This window comes from Janibacter sp. HTCC2649, assembly GCF_000152705.1.
GTDB lineage: Bacteria > Actinomycetota > Actinomycetes > Actinomycetales > Dermatophilaceae > Knoellia.
Genome location: NZ_CH672413.1, coordinates 2,288,051 through 2,303,386, shown reverse-complemented (window position 1 = coordinate 2,303,386; position 15,336 = coordinate 2,288,051). Strand labels below are relative to the sequence as shown.

General features: G+C 69.4%; 13 protein-coding genes and 1 tRNA gene. 4 read left to right on the top strand and 10 right to left on the bottom strand.

The genetic code is table 11. The features are described 5' to 3' along the window. Positions 1–15: 15 nt before the first annotated feature. Together JNB_RS11015 and JNB_RS11010 are read left to right on the top strand one after the other, a co-directional pair. Entirely contained in the window at positions 16–219 is a 204-nt protein-coding gene (locus JNB_RS11015; protein WP_009776543.1) for a cold-shock protein, read from the top strand. Between the two features lie 194 nt (positions 220–413). After that, positions 414–1,949, top strand: coding sequence for an LCP family protein (locus JNB_RS11010; RefSeq protein WP_158306138.1), 1,536 nt, complete (start codon positions 414–416; stop codon positions 1,947–1,949). Between the two features lie 33 nt (positions 1,950–1,982). Here the strand turns inward: JNB_RS11010 and JNB_RS11005 are convergent, their stop codons facing one another. Continuing rightward, a complete protein-coding gene (locus JNB_RS11005; protein ID WP_050766703.1) occupies positions 1,983–2,510 on the bottom strand; it encodes a methylated-DNA--[protein]-cysteine S-methyltransferase in 528 nt (175 codons plus the stop codon). A 103-nt stretch (positions 2,511–2,613) separates the two neighbouring features. Continuing rightward, a tRNA-Ser gene (locus JNB_RS11000) sits at positions 2,614–2,702 on the bottom strand. Between the two features lie 110 nt (positions 2,703–2,812). Here JNB_RS11000 and JNB_RS10995 point away from each other — a divergent pair. Next, positions 2,813–3,343: a hypothetical protein gene (locus JNB_RS10995; protein ID WP_148232384.1), complete on the top strand. Its 531-nt coding sequence runs from the start codon at positions 2,813–2,815 to the stop codon at positions 3,341–3,343. Here the strand turns inward: JNB_RS10995 and JNB_RS10990 are convergent. The 4 genes from JNB_RS10990 to JNB_RS10975 all read right to left on the bottom strand — a co-directional run bounded on the left by JNB_RS10990 (position 3,260) and on the right by JNB_RS10975 (position 9,073). Continuing rightward, positions 3,260–4,531, bottom strand: coding sequence for a bifunctional glycosyltransferase family 2/GtrA family protein (locus JNB_RS10990; RefSeq protein ID WP_009776538.1), 1,272 nt, complete (start codon positions 4,529–4,531; stop codon positions 3,260–3,262). The two genes, JNB_RS10995 and JNB_RS10990, sit on opposite strands and share 84 nt — an antisense overlap. After that, positions 4,528–6,603 carry a glycosyltransferase family 39 protein gene (locus JNB_RS10985; RefSeq protein WP_009776537.1) on the bottom strand — a complete coding sequence of 692 codons (2,076 nt, stop codon included), beginning with the start codon at positions 6,601–6,603 and terminating at the stop codon, positions 4,528–4,530. Before JNB_RS10985 ends, JNB_RS10990 begins: the two co-directional genes overlap by 4 nt. Before the next feature lie 278 nt (positions 6,604–6,881). Then, positions 6,882–8,342, bottom strand: a complete 1,461-nt coding sequence (locus JNB_RS10980) for a HAMP domain-containing sensor histidine kinase (RefSeq protein WP_009776536.1) — start codon at positions 8,340–8,342, stop codon at positions 6,882–6,884. Beyond that, on the bottom strand, positions 8,339–9,073 hold the full coding sequence (locus JNB_RS10975; RefSeq protein ID WP_009776535.1) for a response regulator transcription factor: 735 nt from the start codon (positions 9,071–9,073) through the stop codon (positions 8,339–8,341). The genes JNB_RS10980 and JNB_RS10975 overlap by 4 nt, the downstream gene beginning before the upstream one ends. A gap of 259 nt (positions 9,074–9,332) precedes the next feature. Here JNB_RS10975 and JNB_RS21680 point away from each other — a divergent pair, with 259 nt between their 5' ends. After that, positions 9,333–9,785 carry a hypothetical protein gene (locus JNB_RS21680; RefSeq protein ID WP_009776534.1) on the top strand — a complete coding sequence of 151 codons (453 nt, stop codon included), beginning with the start codon at positions 9,333–9,335 and terminating at the stop codon, positions 9,783–9,785. Positions 9,786–9,788: 3 nt separating this feature from the next. Here JNB_RS21680 and JNB_RS10965 read toward each other — a convergent pair whose 3' ends face one another. From JNB_RS10965 to JNB_RS10950, 4 genes are read right to left on the bottom strand one after another with little or no spacing between them, the layout of a single operon-like run. Next, on the bottom strand, positions 9,789–10,952 hold the full coding sequence (locus JNB_RS10965) for an acyl-CoA dehydrogenase family protein (protein ID WP_009776533.1): 1,164 nt from the start codon (positions 10,950–10,952) through the stop codon (positions 9,789–9,791). Positions 10,953–11,010: 58 nt separating this feature from the next. Continuing rightward, the gene (locus JNB_RS10960) at positions 11,011–11,853 is read right to left on the bottom strand and encodes a CoA transferase (protein WP_009776532.1); all 843 of its coding nucleotides are present in this window, start codon (positions 11,851–11,853) and stop codon (positions 11,011–11,013) included. Then, a complete protein-coding gene (locus JNB_RS10955) occupies positions 11,853–14,039 on the bottom strand; it encodes a 3-hydroxyacyl-CoA dehydrogenase NAD-binding domain-containing protein (protein ID WP_009776531.1) in 2,187 nt (728 codons plus the stop codon). Before JNB_RS10955 ends, JNB_RS10960 begins: the two co-directional genes overlap by 1 nt. Positions 14,040–14,076: 37 nt before the next feature. After that, the gene (locus JNB_RS10950; RefSeq protein ID WP_009776530.1) at positions 14,077–15,297 is read right to left on the bottom strand and encodes an acetyl-CoA C-acetyltransferase; all 1,221 of its coding nucleotides are present in this window, start codon (positions 15,295–15,297) and stop codon (positions 14,077–14,079) included. Between the last annotated feature and the right edge of the window lie 39 nt (positions 15,298–15,336).

Here is a 15,336-nt window from a genome sequence, read left to right as displayed (position 1 = left end):
GGAAAGAGTTACCCCATGGCACAGGGCACCGTGAAGTGGTTCAACGCTGAGAAGGGCTTCGGTTTCATTGCCCAGGACGGCGGTGGACCGGACGTGTTCGTCCACTACTCCGCCATCGACACCCAGGGCTACCGCAGCCTCGATGAGAACCAGCAGGTTGAGTTCGAGGTCACCCAGGGTCCGAAGGGTCCGCAGGCCGAGCAGGTCCGCCCCCTCTGATCGAGGACTCACACAGTCTTTGAGCGAGGCCCCCTCCGCCCCGGCGGTGGGGGCCTCGTCGCCTGTCCGGGGCACGACACGACGTGCGCGTGGGTCCCAGAGACCTCTCAGGGTCGGCCCCTACACTCGGGCAGGTGCGGCGCCGAACGGGGGTTGGGCGCCGCGCCATGTTGCCCCCGGATGAAGAGGACTCCGTGCAGTTCGAGCATGACGACGAGACTGGTGTCGACGACACCGCGCTGAGTCGAAGCGACGCCCGCCGCAGAGCCGATTCCCGCGAGAGTCTGCGTGCCCAGAAGCGTGATCGCCAGCGTGTGCGTCGCCGGCGCCTGCTCATCACCTCGGGTGTCGTCGCCTCGATGCTCGTCATCGCCATGGTGGCCACCTACGCCAAGCTCAACGGCAACATCGACCGCCTGGACGTCTCCAACATGGTCGGCAAGGACCGGCCCACTCCGGCCGGCAACCTCGCGACCGGCCCGCTCAACATCCTGCTCATCGGCTCGGACGTGCGTGAGGGCGACGGCAACGAGGACTACGGCACCGGCAACTGGGAGCCGGGGCAGCACTCGGACACCAACATCGTCATGCACATCTCGGGTGACCGGAAGTCGGTCACGATGGTGTCGATCCCTCGTGACTCGATGGTGCCCTCTCCGGTCGACTGCGACGGCAATGCTCCCGTCACGCAGTGGCGCGTCCACCAGTGGAACCAGAACTTCAACACCGGCGGCCCGGGTTGCGTGATCCGCACCCTCGAGGGCAACACCAACATCTTCATCAATCACTTCGCGGTGGTCGACTTCAGCGGCTTCAAGGACATGGTCGATGCCCTGGGTGGCGTCCCCGTCTGCACACCGACGGCGATCAACGACCCGAAGGCCAAGTTTGCGCTCTCCGCCGGCCGGCACACCCTCGACGGTGAGCAGGCGTTGGGCTACGTCCGGACCCGCTACTCGCTGGGCGACGGCTCTGACATCGGCCGCATCAAGCGCCAGCAGGCCTTCCTGTCATCGGTGGCGCAGCAGGCCACGGACTCCAAGCTGTTGCTGCGACCCGACAAGCTCCTGCGCTTCCTCGGAGCGGCGACGAGCTCACTCCAGATGGACGAGGACTTCGGCCTGGGTCCGATGAAGGACATCGCGGCCAGCGTCAAGAACATCGGCGTCGACAAGATCCAGTTCGTCACCGTGCCCACCGAGGCCTACCCCAAGGACACCAACCGGGTCCAGTGGGCGCCGGGGGCCGACGAGCTGTGGGAGGCCATCCGCACCGATCGCGACCTCGGCACCCCGGCACCCACGCCCACCCCCACCTCGACCGTCCCGCTGACCGTGACGCCCGACGAGATCCGGGTCCAGGTCGTCAACGCGTCGGGAGTCCCGGGCCTGGCCAAGCAGGCTGTCGCGGCACTGGCCGTGCAGGGCTTCGACAACCCGACCTCGATCAACGGCGACGGTGCGACCAAGGGCGCCACGATCGAGTTCTCCGGCGAGCACGAGGAAGACGCGCGCACGGTCGCTGCGGCGTTCCCCGGAGCCACCGTGAAGAAGGCCGAGACCAACCTCGGGTCGCGGGTCCGAGTGACCCTCGGCGTCGGTGCGCCCGACGTCGTCGCCGTCCCCAACCGACTCGGCACCGAGCCCATCCCCACCCCGACCCTGTCGTCGACACCCGCCACGTCCGGGACGATCCAGACCCGCAAGGCCGACGCCGACCTCTGCTCCTGACCTCCGGGTAGGCCCAGCCCCTAGCCGCCGAGCTCAGAAGAGGCGGGACTCGGCGGCTTCGGGAGGCTCCTCCAGCGCAAGGAGACGGGCCTTGCGATCCAGCCCACCGGCATACCCGGTCAGTGAACCGTCGGCACCGACGACCCGGTGACACGGGATCAGGATGCTGATCGGGTTGTGGCCCACCGCCTGCCCGACGCGCTGCGCCAGGCCGGCGTTGCCCAACTCGCGGGCGATCGCGCCATAGGTCGTCGTGGTGCCGTAGTCGAGGGTCGCGAGGTGGTCCCACACTCGCTCCGAGAAGGCGTCGCCATGGGTCACGGTGGCGACGGTGAAGGTCGTCCGCTCGCCACGGAGGTACTCCGCCAGCTCGCGTGCCGCGTCCACGAAGACCGTGTCGCCCGTGGGTGAGACCCGCGGGCCGATCGTGCCCTCGGCCGGTGGGTGCCAGTGGGCGGGGAAGTAGAGGCCCGCGAGCGCGTCACCCTCGGCCACTGCGAGGAGGTCGCCCAGGTCCGTGGCCAGGGTCGTGTGGCGCCGTGGGGGCTGGGTCGTCGTCATGATGCCCATTGAACGACGCAGCACCGACGACTGTGAGTGAAGGGCGCGGACGGGCACGGAAAAGGCCCCGGGCGCATGAAGCTCCCAGGGCCGATCCGTTGTGCGGAGGCGGGGGGATTTGAACCCCCGATGGGTTTAAACCCAAACCGCATTAGCAGTGCGGCGCCATAAACCGGGCTAGGCGACGCCTCCTCAGCCGGATCAGGGTAACCGTCCTGTACCGCGCCGAGCAAAGCGGCCGCCTGCAGAGGCTTCACGGGACACAATGAGCCGCTGCCCTCGCCCTCCTCCAGGAGTCCTTCATGAGCGTCACCCCGCCGTCCGCCGGCGACCCGTACCGCGTGCCTTCGGCACCTCCGGCGTATGCCGGCCCCTCGCCCTCCGTGGCCGGCGCACCGTGGTCGAGCCCGCCCCAGGAGGTACCGGGTTCTGGTCGAGCACGCCCCTCGTGGGTGGCGTGGACGGCCCTGGGCCTCAGCGCCCTGTCGTTCCTCATCACGATGAGCATCGGGATCATCTATGCCGCGGATCGACTGGGCTCGTCGGGGTCGAGCGAGGACTTCTACTACGACGCCGGTATGCCGTCCTGGGGCTCTGTCGATCTGGCGCCTTCCGGTGCAGCCACCGAGCTCGCCCTGACCAGCAGCGTGACCGACGCACTCTACGAAGCGCTCGACGATGGCGTCCCCGTCGACGAGGTCTTCTGCGAAGCGCTTCCCGGCCCCAAGAAGGACACCGTCGCGACCTGCTCAGCCCTGGTCGATGAGCTGGACTCGACGATCGTGCTGGTCTTCCTCGACAACGAGGGTGGGTATCTCGCCACCCTCTACTGAGGTCGCTCGCGCGGCCACTGGCGGGGAGGTCGACGCGGGCGCGAAGATCCAGGTGCGCATGAGGACGAACTTCACGGCGGTCGACAGGGCCGTCGTGATCGCCACGGCAGTGGTCTCGAGCCAGGTGGGCGCTCCCGGGGCGACGGTGTGCAGCAGCCCCAACCCGGCCGTCGTGAGGGCCAGGGTCAGCACGAAGACGACGAGCGCCTGCAGCTGCTGCCGCCCGGCACCTTCTCGCCCACGAAGGCCGAACGTCCAGTGCCGGTTCCACGAGGTGTTGACGATCGTGGCCACGAGGAGGGCGATGGCGTTCGCGAGGGTGGCCGAGGCCATGCCCTGTCGCAGGAGTGCGAAGAGCCCGAGGTGGAACACCGTCGAGGCGACGCCGATCACCACGAAACTGGCGGCCTGACGCGCGACGCGAGCACCCGGCATACGCCGGCCCATCTTTTCGGCGATCGCGGCGACGGGCGCGGACGACGACGAGAGGGTGCGACGCATCCGCCACACGCCGCGCAGGTCATCGCGCGCGGTGCTGACGACGTCGACGCGGCTGTCGGGGTCGTCGTACCAGTCGACCGGGACCTCGTGGATGCGCAGCTGGGCGCGTTCGGCGAGGACGAGGAGCTCGGTGTCGAAGAACCAGCTCGGGTCCTCGACGAGTGGCAGGAGCTCGCGCGCCACGTCCCCACGGATCGCCTTGAAGCCGCATTGTGCGTCGGTGAAGCGGGCGCCGAGGGCGCCACGCAGCACGAGGTTGTAGCAGCGCGAGATCACCTCTCGCTGAGCACCGCGCACGACCCGGGAGCCGCGGGCGAGGCGGGACCCGATGGCGACGTCCGAGTGGCCGGACATGAGGGGTGCGACGAGCGGCCACAGCGCGTCGAGGTCGGTCGAGAGGTCGACGTCCATGTAGGCGAGGACGAGGGCGTCGGAGCCGAGCCACACCTGCTTGAGCGCCCGTCCCCGGCCCTTCTGGGCGAGGTGGACGGCGTGGACGCCGGGGAGCTCAGCGGCGAGGGCCTGCGCCGTCGCCCACGTCGCGTCCGTGCTCGCGTTGTCGGCGACCGTGATCCGGAACGGGTAGGGGAAGGTCGCGACGAGGTGGGCGTGGAGCCGGCGTACGCACGCCCCGACCGTGGCCTGCTCGTTGAAGACCGGGACGACGACGTCGAGGACGGTGGTCATACCGTCGTCGCCGTGGTCGTGCTGGATCCGGTCGTGGCGGTGCTGCCGACCGGCGCGGTGAGGTCGTAGAACGTCGTCCCGTCGATGGTGACCGCGGTGAAGTTCGCCTGGACCCACGCGGAGATCTCGGAGGCCGTCCCGCTGCCACCCATCCCGCCGCCACGCATCCCGCCGCCGTTGCCGCTGGCCGCGAAGTAGTGGATGAGGCCCTGGTCGACGTAGTCCTGGAACTGCACGAGCGTCGGGCTCGGGTCGGATCCGTTGAACCCGCCGATCGCCATGACCGGCAGGCCTGAGCCGAGCTGGAGTCCGGCGGCGTTCTGCGAGCCGATGGCGGCCGCGACCCAGCGATAGCTGCTCGCGCCCTCGGACAGGGCAGCGACGACCTCGGTGCTCGGGGTGCTGGCGTCGAGCAGACCGCCCATGCCGCCACCGCCACCGGTCGGTGCGCCTCCTCCGCCGGGGAACGTGGGCATCGTCCCACCGGGGAGGGTGGGCATCGCGCCGCCCGGCATGCCGCCGCCTCCGGGGCCGCCCATGCCCCCGGTGCTCGGGCCCGCGGTGATGATCGATCCGGTGTAGCTCGTGTTCACGGTCGTGAGGCTGTAGGCCGTGGGGCCGGCGAGCGCGGCGATGAGGGCAGTCGCGATGACGGCCGGGACGGCGCGACGGTGCAGCCGGTCGAGGACGAGGAAGCCGAGTGCCGCCGTGATGCCGAGCGCGAGGACGCTGACGCGAAGCCAGTCTCCGTATGCCGTGGTGCGGCTCAGCAGGACGAAGCTCCAGATCGCTGCCGCGAGAGTCGCGACGCAGAGCGCTCCGACGCCGAGCCAGGAACTGCGGCGTTCCCAGGCCTCGGCCGAGCCCATGCCGACCAGTGCGGCGACGGCGGGGGCGAGTGCGACGGTGTAGTACTCGTGGAAGATGCCGGCCATGAGCGAGAAGGTCAGCAGGGTGACGACGAGCCAGCCGCCCCAGACGACGTAGCCGGCGCGACGGATGTCGGTGCGAGGTGCGCGGCCGCGGATCCACAGTCCGACGGCGAGCAGGATGACCGCGCTCGGGATGAGCCAGGAGATCTGGCCACCGATGCTGCTGCTGAACATGCGGCCGAGACCCGTGGTGCCCCAACCGCCCCCGCCACCGACGGAGCCGGTCTCGTCGCCGTTGATGCGCCCAAGGCCGTTGTAGCCGAAGGTGAGCTCGAGGAAGGAGTTCGTCTGGCTGCCGCCGATGTACGGGCGCATGTTCGCGGGGATGAGCTCGACGATGGCGACCCACCAGCCGGCGGAGAGCAGCATCGCGCCCACTCCGGCTGCGGCCCCGATGATGCGGCGACGCAGGGTGGTGTCGGCGGCAACGAGATAGGCAATGCCGAAGAACGGGACGACGAGGAGGACCTGGAGGGTCTTGGTGAGGAAGCCGAGACCGATGAAGACACCGGCGAGGGCGAACCAGCGGGCCGAGCCGCGTTCGATGGACCGCATCGTCGCCCAGGCGCCGAGGGCCATGAGGAGGACGAGCAGGGCATCGGGGTTGTTGAACCGGAACATCAGCACGGCGACGGGAGTGAGTGCCATGACGGCGCCGGCGATGAGTCCCGCGGCGGCGCCCCAGTGGCGGCGGACGCTCGTGTAGACGACACCGACAGTCGCGACGCCCATGAGGACCTGGGGGAAGAGGATCGCGAACGAGCTCAGGCCGAAGACGCGGACGCTGAGCGCCATGACCCACAGGGCTGCTGGCGGCTTGTCGACGGTGATCGAGTTGCCGGCGTCGGAGGAGCCGAAGAAGAACGCCTTCCAGGAGTCGCTGCCCGCCTGCACCGCGGCCGAGTAGAAGCTGTTGGCCCAGCCGTTGCTCGTGAGCCCGTAGGTGTAGAGCAGGGCCGTCGCGGCCAGCAGGGCCAGGAGTGCGGGGCGCGCCCAGGTGGGGTCCTCCGCGTTGCCGCGGATGAACCGCTGGACCCGCGAGGTGGTGGGACGGGCGGCGTCCGGCGTGCCCGCGAGTTGCTCGGTGGGCGGGCTGGTGGCCGTGGAGGCGGGGCCGGGGGAGAAGGTCATCGCGTTCATGTCTCCACCGTCGGGCCGCGCCCTGTGCCCTTGCTGTGCCCCTCCTGTCGCACCCAAATGAACCCACGCCGACCCCGTCCAAGCCAAGTCGCGCCCCCCACTTGCCCAGCCTGAGCCGTGTCCCGAAGTCACCCAATAGGACGCTTGGGCACATTCGGGGTGTGTCCCCAACCGTCCTATTGGGTGACTTCGGGGCCGGACACAATCGTCCAATAGGGCACGAATGGCGCCCGCGAACCATTCGTGCCCTATTGGACGATTGTGGTCAAGGGGTCCGGTCAGGCGGGGAGGGAGACGGTGAAGGTCGTCTGGCCCGGGGTGCTGTCGAGCTCGACCCGACCGCCGTGCGACTTCGCGACGGCGTCAACGATCGAGAGCCCGAGTCCGGATGAACCGCTGGCCCGCGTGCGAGCTTCGTCGCCACGGGTGAAACGCTCGAACACGCTCTCCTGCAACGCTTCTGGCACGCCGGGCCCATCGTCCGAGACGGCCAGGCGTACCCAGCCGTCATCCTGTCGCAGCGATGTGACGATGCGCGTGCCCTCAGGGGTGTGGGTGCGGGCGTTGGCGAGCAGGTTGGCGATGACTTGGTGCAGGCGCGCCTGGTCGCCGGTCACCTCGAGAGGTTCCTCGGGCAGGTTGAGCTCCCAGCGGTGGCCGGGCGCCGCAGCATGCGCGTCAGAGACGGCGTCCATGGCCAGGAGCGACAGGTCGACGGGTTCGCGATCGAGCGGACGGCCGGCATCCAGCCTCGCCAGGAGCAGCAGGTCCTCGACAAGGCCCTGCATCCGCAACGCCTCCGACTCGACCCGCGTCAAGGCATGGGTGACCGAAGCGGGAACGGGCTCGCGCTCGCGACGGGACAACTCGGCATACCCACGGATGGACGCCAACGGCGTCCGCAGCTCGTGCGAGGCGTCGGCGACGAACTGACGGACCTGGGTCTCCGACTCGTGGCGGGCCTTGAGTGCACCCTCGACGTTGTCGAGCATGCTGTTGAGGGCGAGGCCGACCTGACCGACCTCGGTGCGTGGGTCGGTGTCGGCGAAGGGCACGCGTTGCGCCAACGCGACCGCGCCAGAGTCGAGCTCGAGCTTGCTGACCTGGGTGGCGGTGTGGGCGACGCGAGACAGGGGAGCGAGGTTGCGTCGGATGAGCCACTGGCCGCCGAGGCTGACCAGGGCCAGGCCCGCGATGGTCGTGCCGATGACGAGCCCGATGATGGCGTCCACGATGCGAGTGATGCCGCTCATGGGCAAGCCCGAGATGACGACGTCGCCGTCATCCTCCAGAGCGCTCGCCACGCGGTAGTCGCCGAGCCCCTCGATGTCGACGGTCCTGGGGTTCGACCCGATCCCGGCCTTCTGGAGCTGGGTGATCTGGGCCGTGGTCAGGGTGTCGATGGTCTGGCCGTGCTCGACGCGGTTGGCCTTGACCGTGCCATCGCTCAGGACGAGGAGGAGCGACTCACCGCCACCGCCTGGGATCGGGCCGCCGCCGCCCACGGGTCCGCGAGGCCCGCCTGCGCGGAACAGGGTCGAGCTCACGTCCTGGTCGATCTGGTTGACGAGATGGTTCTGCAGGGCGAGGACCGTGAATGTCGACGTCGCCGCGGTGATGACGAGGAACAGGCCGACGACCGCCGCGACGAGCTTCGTCGAGAGCGACCACCCAGCGGGGTCGAACCAGGAGCGCTTCGGGGTGCTCGCGATGCTCTGGGCCGTGGTGGTGTCGCTCATTCCGCCGGCTTGAGGACGTAGCCGACACCGCGCATCGTGTGGATCATCGGGGTGCGACCGGCATCGATCTTCTTGCGCAGGTAGGAGATGTAGAGCTCGACGACGTTGGCCTGGCCGCCGAAGTCGTAGTTCCACACGCGGTCGAGGATCTGCGCCTTGGACAGCACGCGCTTGGGGTTGCGCATGAGGTAGCGCAGCAGCTCGAATTCGGTTGCGGTGAGGTGGATCTCGACTCCACCGCGAGTCACTTCGTGGCTGTCCTCATCCATCGTGAGGTCGCCGACCGCGATGATCGAGGACGACTCGTCGGCGACGACGGTGGTGCGGCGCATGAGGGCGCGCAGCCGGGCCACGACCTCCTCGAGGCTGAACGGCTTGGTCACGTAGTCGTCGCCGCCCGCCGTGAGGCCGGCGACGCGGTCCTCGACGGCGTCCTTCGCGGTGAGGAACAGCACGGGGACGGCGTCGTTGTCGGCGCGCATCCGGCGCAGCACCTCCATGCCGTCGAAGTCGGGGAGCATCATGTCGAGCACGACCGCGTCCGGCTGGAACTCACGCGCCGCCTTGACCGCCTTGAGGCCCGTGGCCGCCGCGCGGACCTCCCAGCCCTCGTAGCGCAGCGCCATCGACAGCAGCTCGGTCAGGTTGGATTCGTCGTCGACGACGAGGACCCGGACGGGGCTCCCATCAGGGCGCTGCAGTTTGGCGGACGAGGTCGGTGCTGTGCTCATGACACCCAGTGAATCCTCATGCCTTCAGTGTTGCCCATGCATCGCCTGTGCGTTGTCTGTGAGCCGAGGGGAAACAATGACGGTGTATGCCGTCCGCTCCAGAAGCGCGGCCAGGGCGGGAACAAAATCGTCCAATAGGGCACGAATGGTTGGCCCCGGGTGAGCGCCATTCGTGCCCTATTGGACGATTTGTGTCGTGCCAGTTGGTCGACATGCTCACCACAGGTTCGCCACAGCGTTGCGGGGCACCGTCGCTGTCATGACGACTGACGACACCACTTCTGGCACCTCCGTGGACTGGTCGGGGGCCGCGCCCTCCGAGAACGCAGCCACCGCTGAGAGTGCGTCCACCCCGGAGGACACGACGGTCCTCGAGAGCACGACTGCTCCGGCCGTGAACCCGGTCCGCTGGTCCGGCAAGAAGACTGCCGTTGCGGCAGCCCTCGCCCTCGGGTTGTCCTCGATCGGCGCCGTCGGTGTGGCCGCGGCCCACGAGCGAGGCTCGTCCGCCCCGACTCAGGACGGCCGCTTCGGTGGGGGATTCCCCGGCCAGCCGGGCCAACAGGGTCAGCGCGGCCAGGGCGGGCAGCGTGGTCAGTTCCCGGGCCAGCAGGGTCAGCAGTTCCAGCCCGGCCAGGCGCCGGGTCAGCAGGGGCAGAACCAGCAAGTGCCCGGCCAGTCGAGCCAGCCGGGCACCGCCACCACAACCTGAGCGTCAGAGGGTGCGGGAGATGAGTTCCTTCATGATCTCGTTGGTCCCGCCATAGATCTTCTGGACGCGAGCGCCGGCATACATGCGGGCGATCGGGTACTCGAGCATGTAGCCGTAGCCGCCGAACACCTGGAGGCACCGGTCGATGACGTCGCACTGCACATCGGTCGTCCAGTACTTCGCCCGTGACGCGGTGGCGGCGTCGAGCCGACCCTCGACGTGCAGCCCGATGCAGTAGTCGAGGAAGGTGCGGGCCGCGAGCACGTCGGTGCTGACTTCGGCCAGGGTGAACCGCAGGGTCTGGAACGAGCCGATGGGCTTGCCGAACGCCTCGCGCTCTTTGGAGTAGGCAATGGCCAGCTCGACGGCCTTCTCGGCAGACGCGACAGCGCCGACCGCGATGGCCAGGCGCTCCTGCGGCAGCTGGAGCATGAGCTGGTAGAAACCCTGCCCCTCACTGTCGCCGAGCAGGTTGCCGACCGGGACCAACATGTCGGTGAAGGACAGCTCGCGGGTGTCCTGCCCGTGCTGCCCGATCTTCTGCAGCACGCGCCCCCGCTCGAAACCCTCGAGGCCGTCGACCTCGGCCACGATGAGCGAAACCCCCTGTGCCCCTTCGCCTCCGGTGCGCGCGACGATGACGACGAGCCCGGCGTGCGACGAGTTGGTGATGAAGGTCTTGCTGCCGTTGATGACGTAGTGGTCGCCGTCGCGCTTGGCGGTGGTGCGGATGCGCTGCAGGTCGGACCCGGTCGACGGCTCGGTCATGGCGATGGCGCCGACGAGCTCGCCGGTGGCCATGCGCGGGAGCCAGCGCTGCTTCTGCTCCTCGGACCCGTAGTTGAGCAGGTAGTGCGCCACGATCGACGAGTGCACGGAGTAGCCGAACGCGTCGTCAGCCGCCCGCCCCTGCTCCCACATGACCGCCGCCTCGTGGGCGAACGTGCCGCCACCGCCGCCGTACTCCTCGGGGATCGAGATGCACAACAGCCCGGCCGCGCCCGCCGCCAGCCACGTCTCCTTGTCGACCTGGTGCTGCCCGGCGAAGCGCTCGACGTTCGGAGTCACTTCTCGCTCGAAGAAGGTGCGGGCCAGCGTCACGACGTCTGCGACCTCATCCGCCATCCAGGGGGAGACATAGGTCGGGGGCGGCAGGATCTCGGGCACGGTGACTCCTTTGTCGGGTCGAGCTGAGACGGGTCGAGCTGAGGATCAGGCGGAACGGTCAAGCAATGGCAACAGCGGCCAGCGGGATGTCGCGTTCGTCGGCCCACTGCTGCCACTCAACAGCGGTGCGCTGCGCAAAGACCTCCGCCAGGCGCTCGCGGCTGAGGTCGTCGGGGTTGATCTCGAGGGCGGTGAGCAGCCGCGTGGTGAAGTGCGGTTCGAGCGCGGCGAGCGCCACGTGACCTTCTGACGCGGCATACACGTCATAGACCGGAAGTCCGCCACCGAGCAGTCCACCGGGCACGGTCAACCCGTGCACGACGGGTCGCGCCATCGCGTGCGCGAGGTCCGACAGCGCGACCTCGCGACGACTGCCGCGACCGGTGCGAGCGCGTTCGACGAGAGCCGCCGCGGCCTCGCCAGCCGCCCGCTCGGCGCCGGCGAGGTCGACAACGGTCGTGGCCGGCATACGCCCGTCCCGAACGAGACCGGTCCCGGCCTGGTAGGTGAGGTCGTGGCCGGCGATCTCGGCACCGTCGCCGGGGTGGCCGACGATGTCGACCTGACAGACGTGGGTATGCCGCCCGCTCACGGTTGCGTGGTCGAGTCCCAACCGTGCCAGGGCAGAGGGCCGCGAGCTCGTGAGGAAGATGTCGGTCTCGGCGAGCAGCTCATCGAGCCGGGCCCGGCCCTCGTCGCTCTTGAGGTCGGCGCGCTCGATGGTCTGACCCTCGTGGAGCTCGTCGAAGTAGGCCCGGGCGAACTGCTCCATCGGGTCGCCGGTGGGTGGGAGGACGGTCGTGACCCTCGCCCCCTGCGAGGCCAGCCGCGCAACGGCGGCCGGCCCCGGCAGGTTGATGGCGATCGAGAGGACGCGTACGCCCTCCAGGGGCCCGGTCATCAGGCCGCCGACTCCTGGACGTCGACGAGGGTGCCAGTGGCGGCGCGCTCGGTGAGCCACGCCGACGGACGGAACCGCTCACCGTAGGTGTCGGCGAGCTCGTTGGCGCGAGCCACGAAGCCGGCGAGGCCGCCTTCGTAGTTCGTCATGAACGTCGCCGGGCCACCGGTGTGCGGCGGGAAGCCGATGCCGAAGATGCCGCCGATGTTGGCCGCCTGGGTGTCGGTGAGCACACCCTCCTCGAAGCAGGCGGCCGTCTCGAGCGCCATGCGGAAGAGGTAGCGGTCCTGCAGGTCCCGCAGCGGGATCTGGGTGTCCTTGGACCAGCGCTGACGCAGCTCGGGCCACAGGACCTTGGGAGCGCCCGCGGGGTAGTCGTAGAGACCAGCGCCCGATGCACGGCCCTTGCGGCCGAGCTCGACGAGGGTGTCGATGACCTCCTCGCCGGGGGTCGAGGCAATCTCGCGGCCCTCGGCGGCAGCAGCCTTGGCGGCCTCCGAGCGGATGTGCTGCGTCAGGGTGAGCGAGACCTCGTCGAGCATGGCGAGCGGCGGGGCCGGGAACCCGGCCGACGTCGCGGCGCGCTCGATGGTCTGCGGGTCGACACCCTCGGCGACGAGCTGGGCGCCCTCGATGATGAGGGTGCCGAAGACGCGGCTGGTGTAGAAGCCGCGACCGTCGCCGACGACCACGGGGATCTTGCGGATCTGCTGGACGAGGTCGATGGCGCGGGCCGTGGCCGCGTCGGACGTGTGCTCGCCGCGGATGATCTCGACGAGCTGCATCTTGTCGACCGGGCTGAAGAAGTGCAGGCCGATGAAGTCCGCGGGGCGGGTGGCGAAGCCCTGCAGTCCGGTGATGGGCAGCGTCGAGGTGTTGGAGCAGAGGAGCGTGTCGGGCCCGACGACGGCCTCGACCTCGGCGAACACCTTCTCCTTGAGGTCGTGGTCCTCGAAGACGGCTTCGACGACGGCGTCGACGCCGGCGAGGTCGGCCGCGTCGGCGGTCGGCGTGATCCGCGCGAGCGTGGCGTCCCGGTCCTCCTGGGACAGACGACCCTTGGCGACCTTGGCGTCGAGGAGCTTGGCCGAGTAGGCCTTGCCCTTCTCCGCGCCTTCGATGCTCACGTCCTTGAGGACGACGTCGATGCCGGACGTGGCGCAGGAGTAGGCAATGCCGGCGCCCATCATCCCGGCGCCGAGGATGCCGACCTTGCTGACCTTGGACCGCTCGATGCCCGCCGGGCGCAGGGCGCCGGAGTTGATCGACTGGAGGTCGAAGAAGAACGCCTGGATCATCGCGGTGGACTCGCGGCCGGCAGTGAGCTCGGCGAAGTAGCGCGACTCGATGCGGCTCGCCGTGTCGAAGTCGACCTGTGCGCCCTCGACTGCGGCCGACATGATCGAGCGCGGGGACTTGATCGGGCTGCCCTTGAGCTGCTTGCGCAGGTTGGCCGGGAACGCCGGCAGGTTGGCCGCGAAGGCCGGCGTGGTGGGCGTGCCACCGGGGAGCTTGTAGCCCTTGACGTCCCACGGCTTGGTCGCCGCGGTGGCGTCCTCCTGGTGGGCGCGGATCCACGCCTTGGCCGCGGGGACGAGCTCCTCGCGGGTGGGCACGAGCTCGTCGATGACGCCCTTGGCCAGCGCGTCGGCGGGCGTGCGCTGCTGGCCCTGGAGCAGCCAGCCCATGAGGGCCTCGGTGATGCCGAGCATGCGCACGAGGCGAGTGACGCCGCCGCCGCCCGGGAGCAGGCCGAGGGTGACCTCGGGCAGGCCGAGCTTGATCTTGTTGTCGTCGACGGCGATGCGGTGGTGGCAGGCCAGCGCGATCTCGAGGCCGCCACCGAGCGCGGCACCGTTGATCGCGGCGACGACGGGCTTGCCGAGCTGCTCGAGGCGACGCAGCTGGGCCTTGATGCCCTCGACCTCGGCAAAGACGTCACCGGCGGTCTCCGCGGTGGCCTTCTGCAGGTCGGCGAGGTTGCCGCCGGCGAAGAAGGTCTTCTTGCCCGACGTCAACACGACGCCGGTGATGTCGTCGCGCTCGGACTCGAGCCGATCGACGGTCTCGCCCATGGCGGCCTTGTATGCCGCGTTCATGGTGTTGGCGCCCGCGTTCGGGTCGTCCATCGTCAGGGTGACGATGCCCTCGTCGTCGCGCTCGTAACGGATGATGTTGTCGCTCATGGTTTGTGGGGTTCCTGTCCGTGTCTCAGATGCGCGATCAGATGCGTTCGACGACAGTGGCGATGCCCATGCCGGCGCCGATGCAGAGGGTGGCGATGCCGCGTTCGAGGTCGCGTCGCTCGAGCTCGTCGACGAGGGTGCCGAGGATCATCGCGCCGGTGGCGCCGAGCGGGTGACCCATGGCGATGGCTCCACCGTTGACGTTGGTCTGGTGCTCGTTCCAGCCCATGTCGCGCATGAGCTTGAGTGCGACGGCGGCGAAGGCCTCGTTGATCTCGACGAGGTCGATGTCGGAGGCGCTCATGCCGACGCGGTCGAGGGCCTTGCGGCAGGCGGGGGCCGGGCCGGTGAGCATGATCGTGGGCTCGGAGCCGATGACGGCGGTCGAGATGATTCGGGCGCGGGGGGTGAGGCCCATCTCCTTGCCGATCTGCTCGTTGCCGATGAGGAGCAGGGCGGCGCCGTCGACGATGCCCGACGAGTTGCCGGCGTGGTGGATGTGGTTGATCTGGTCGACCTGCGTGTACTTCTCCTGGGCGACGAAGTCGAACCCACCCGCCTCGCCGATGCCGGCGAACGACGGCTTGAGGGCCGAGAGGGACTCGACGCTCGTGCCGGGGCGAATGGTCTCGTCACGGTCGAGGATCGTCAGGCCGTTCTTGTCCCTGACGGGGATGACCGACTTGCCGAAGTGGCCGGCCTCCCAGGCCGCGGCGGCGCGGGCGTGTGACTGCGCAGCGAAGCGGTCGACCTCGGCGCGGTCGTAGCCCTCGAGGGTGCCGATGAGGTCGGCGCCGATGCCCTGGGGCACGAAGTCGGTGGCGAGTGCGGTGGCCGGGTCCATGGCCCAGGCGCCGCCGTCGCTGCCCATCGGGACGCGGGACATCGACTCGACACCACCGGCGAGGATGAGGTCCTCGAAGCCGGAGCGGACGCGCGAGGCGGCCTGGTTGACGGCCTCGAGGCCGGAGCCGCAGAAGCGGTTGACCTGGACGCCGGCCACGGGCTCGGGCAGGCCGGCATACATCGCCGCAACACGGGGGAGCACCGCTCCCTGGTCGCCGACCGGGCTCACGATGCCCAGGACGATGTCGTCGATCTGGGCGGAGTCCAGTCCGGGGTTGCGCTCGCGGACGGCGTCGATGAGGCCGACGACGAGGTCGATCGGCTTGACCTCGTGGAGGGAGCCAGACGACTTGCCCTTCCCTCGGGGGGTGCGGATGGCGTCATAGATGACGGCCTGGGGCTGCTCGGGCATGGACCGGCTCCTTCTGAGATGTACTGAGATGTTCTGAGA

Excerpts from the sequence above, each read along its gene's own strand:
- JNB_RS11015 (WP_009776543.1), top strand. The coding sequence starts at position 16 with ATGGCACAGGGCACCGTGAAGTGGTTCAACGCTGAGAAGGGCTTCGGT.
- JNB_RS11005 (WP_050766703.1), bottom strand. The coding sequence starts at position 2,510 with ATGACGACGACCCAGCCCCCACGGCGCCACACGACCCTGGCCACGGAC.
- JNB_RS10995 (WP_148232384.1), top strand. The coding sequence starts at position 2,813 with ATGAGCGTCACCCCGCCGTCCGCCGGCGACCCGTACCGCGTGCCTTCG.
- JNB_RS10990 (WP_009776538.1), bottom strand. The coding sequence starts at position 4,531 with ATGACCACCGTCCTCGACGTCGTCGTCCCGGTCTTCAACGAGCAGGCC.
- JNB_RS10985 (WP_009776537.1), bottom strand. The coding sequence starts at position 6,603 with ATGAACGCGATGACCTTCTCCCCCGGCCCCGCCTCCACGGCCACCAGC.
- JNB_RS10980 (WP_009776536.1), bottom strand. The coding sequence starts at position 8,342 with ATGAGCGACACCACCACGGCCCAGAGCATCGCGAGCACCCCGAAGCGC.
- JNB_RS10975 (WP_009776535.1), bottom strand. The coding sequence starts at position 9,073 with ATGAGCACAGCACCGACCTCGTCCGCCAAACTGCAGCGCCCTGATGGG.
- JNB_RS21680 (WP_009776534.1), top strand. The coding sequence starts at position 9,333 with ATGACGACTGACGACACCACTTCTGGCACCTCCGTGGACTGGTCGGGG.
- JNB_RS10960 (WP_009776532.1), bottom strand. The coding sequence starts at position 11,853 with ATGACCGGGCCCCTGGAGGGCGTACGCGTCCTCTCGATCGCCATCAAC.
- JNB_RS10955 (WP_009776531.1), bottom strand. The coding sequence starts at position 14,039 with ATGAGCGACAACATCATCCGTTACGAGCGCGACGACGAGGGCATCGTC.
- JNB_RS10950 (WP_009776530.1), bottom strand. The coding sequence starts at position 15,297 with ATGCCCGAGCAGCCCCAGGCCGTCATCTATGACGCCATCCGCACCCCC.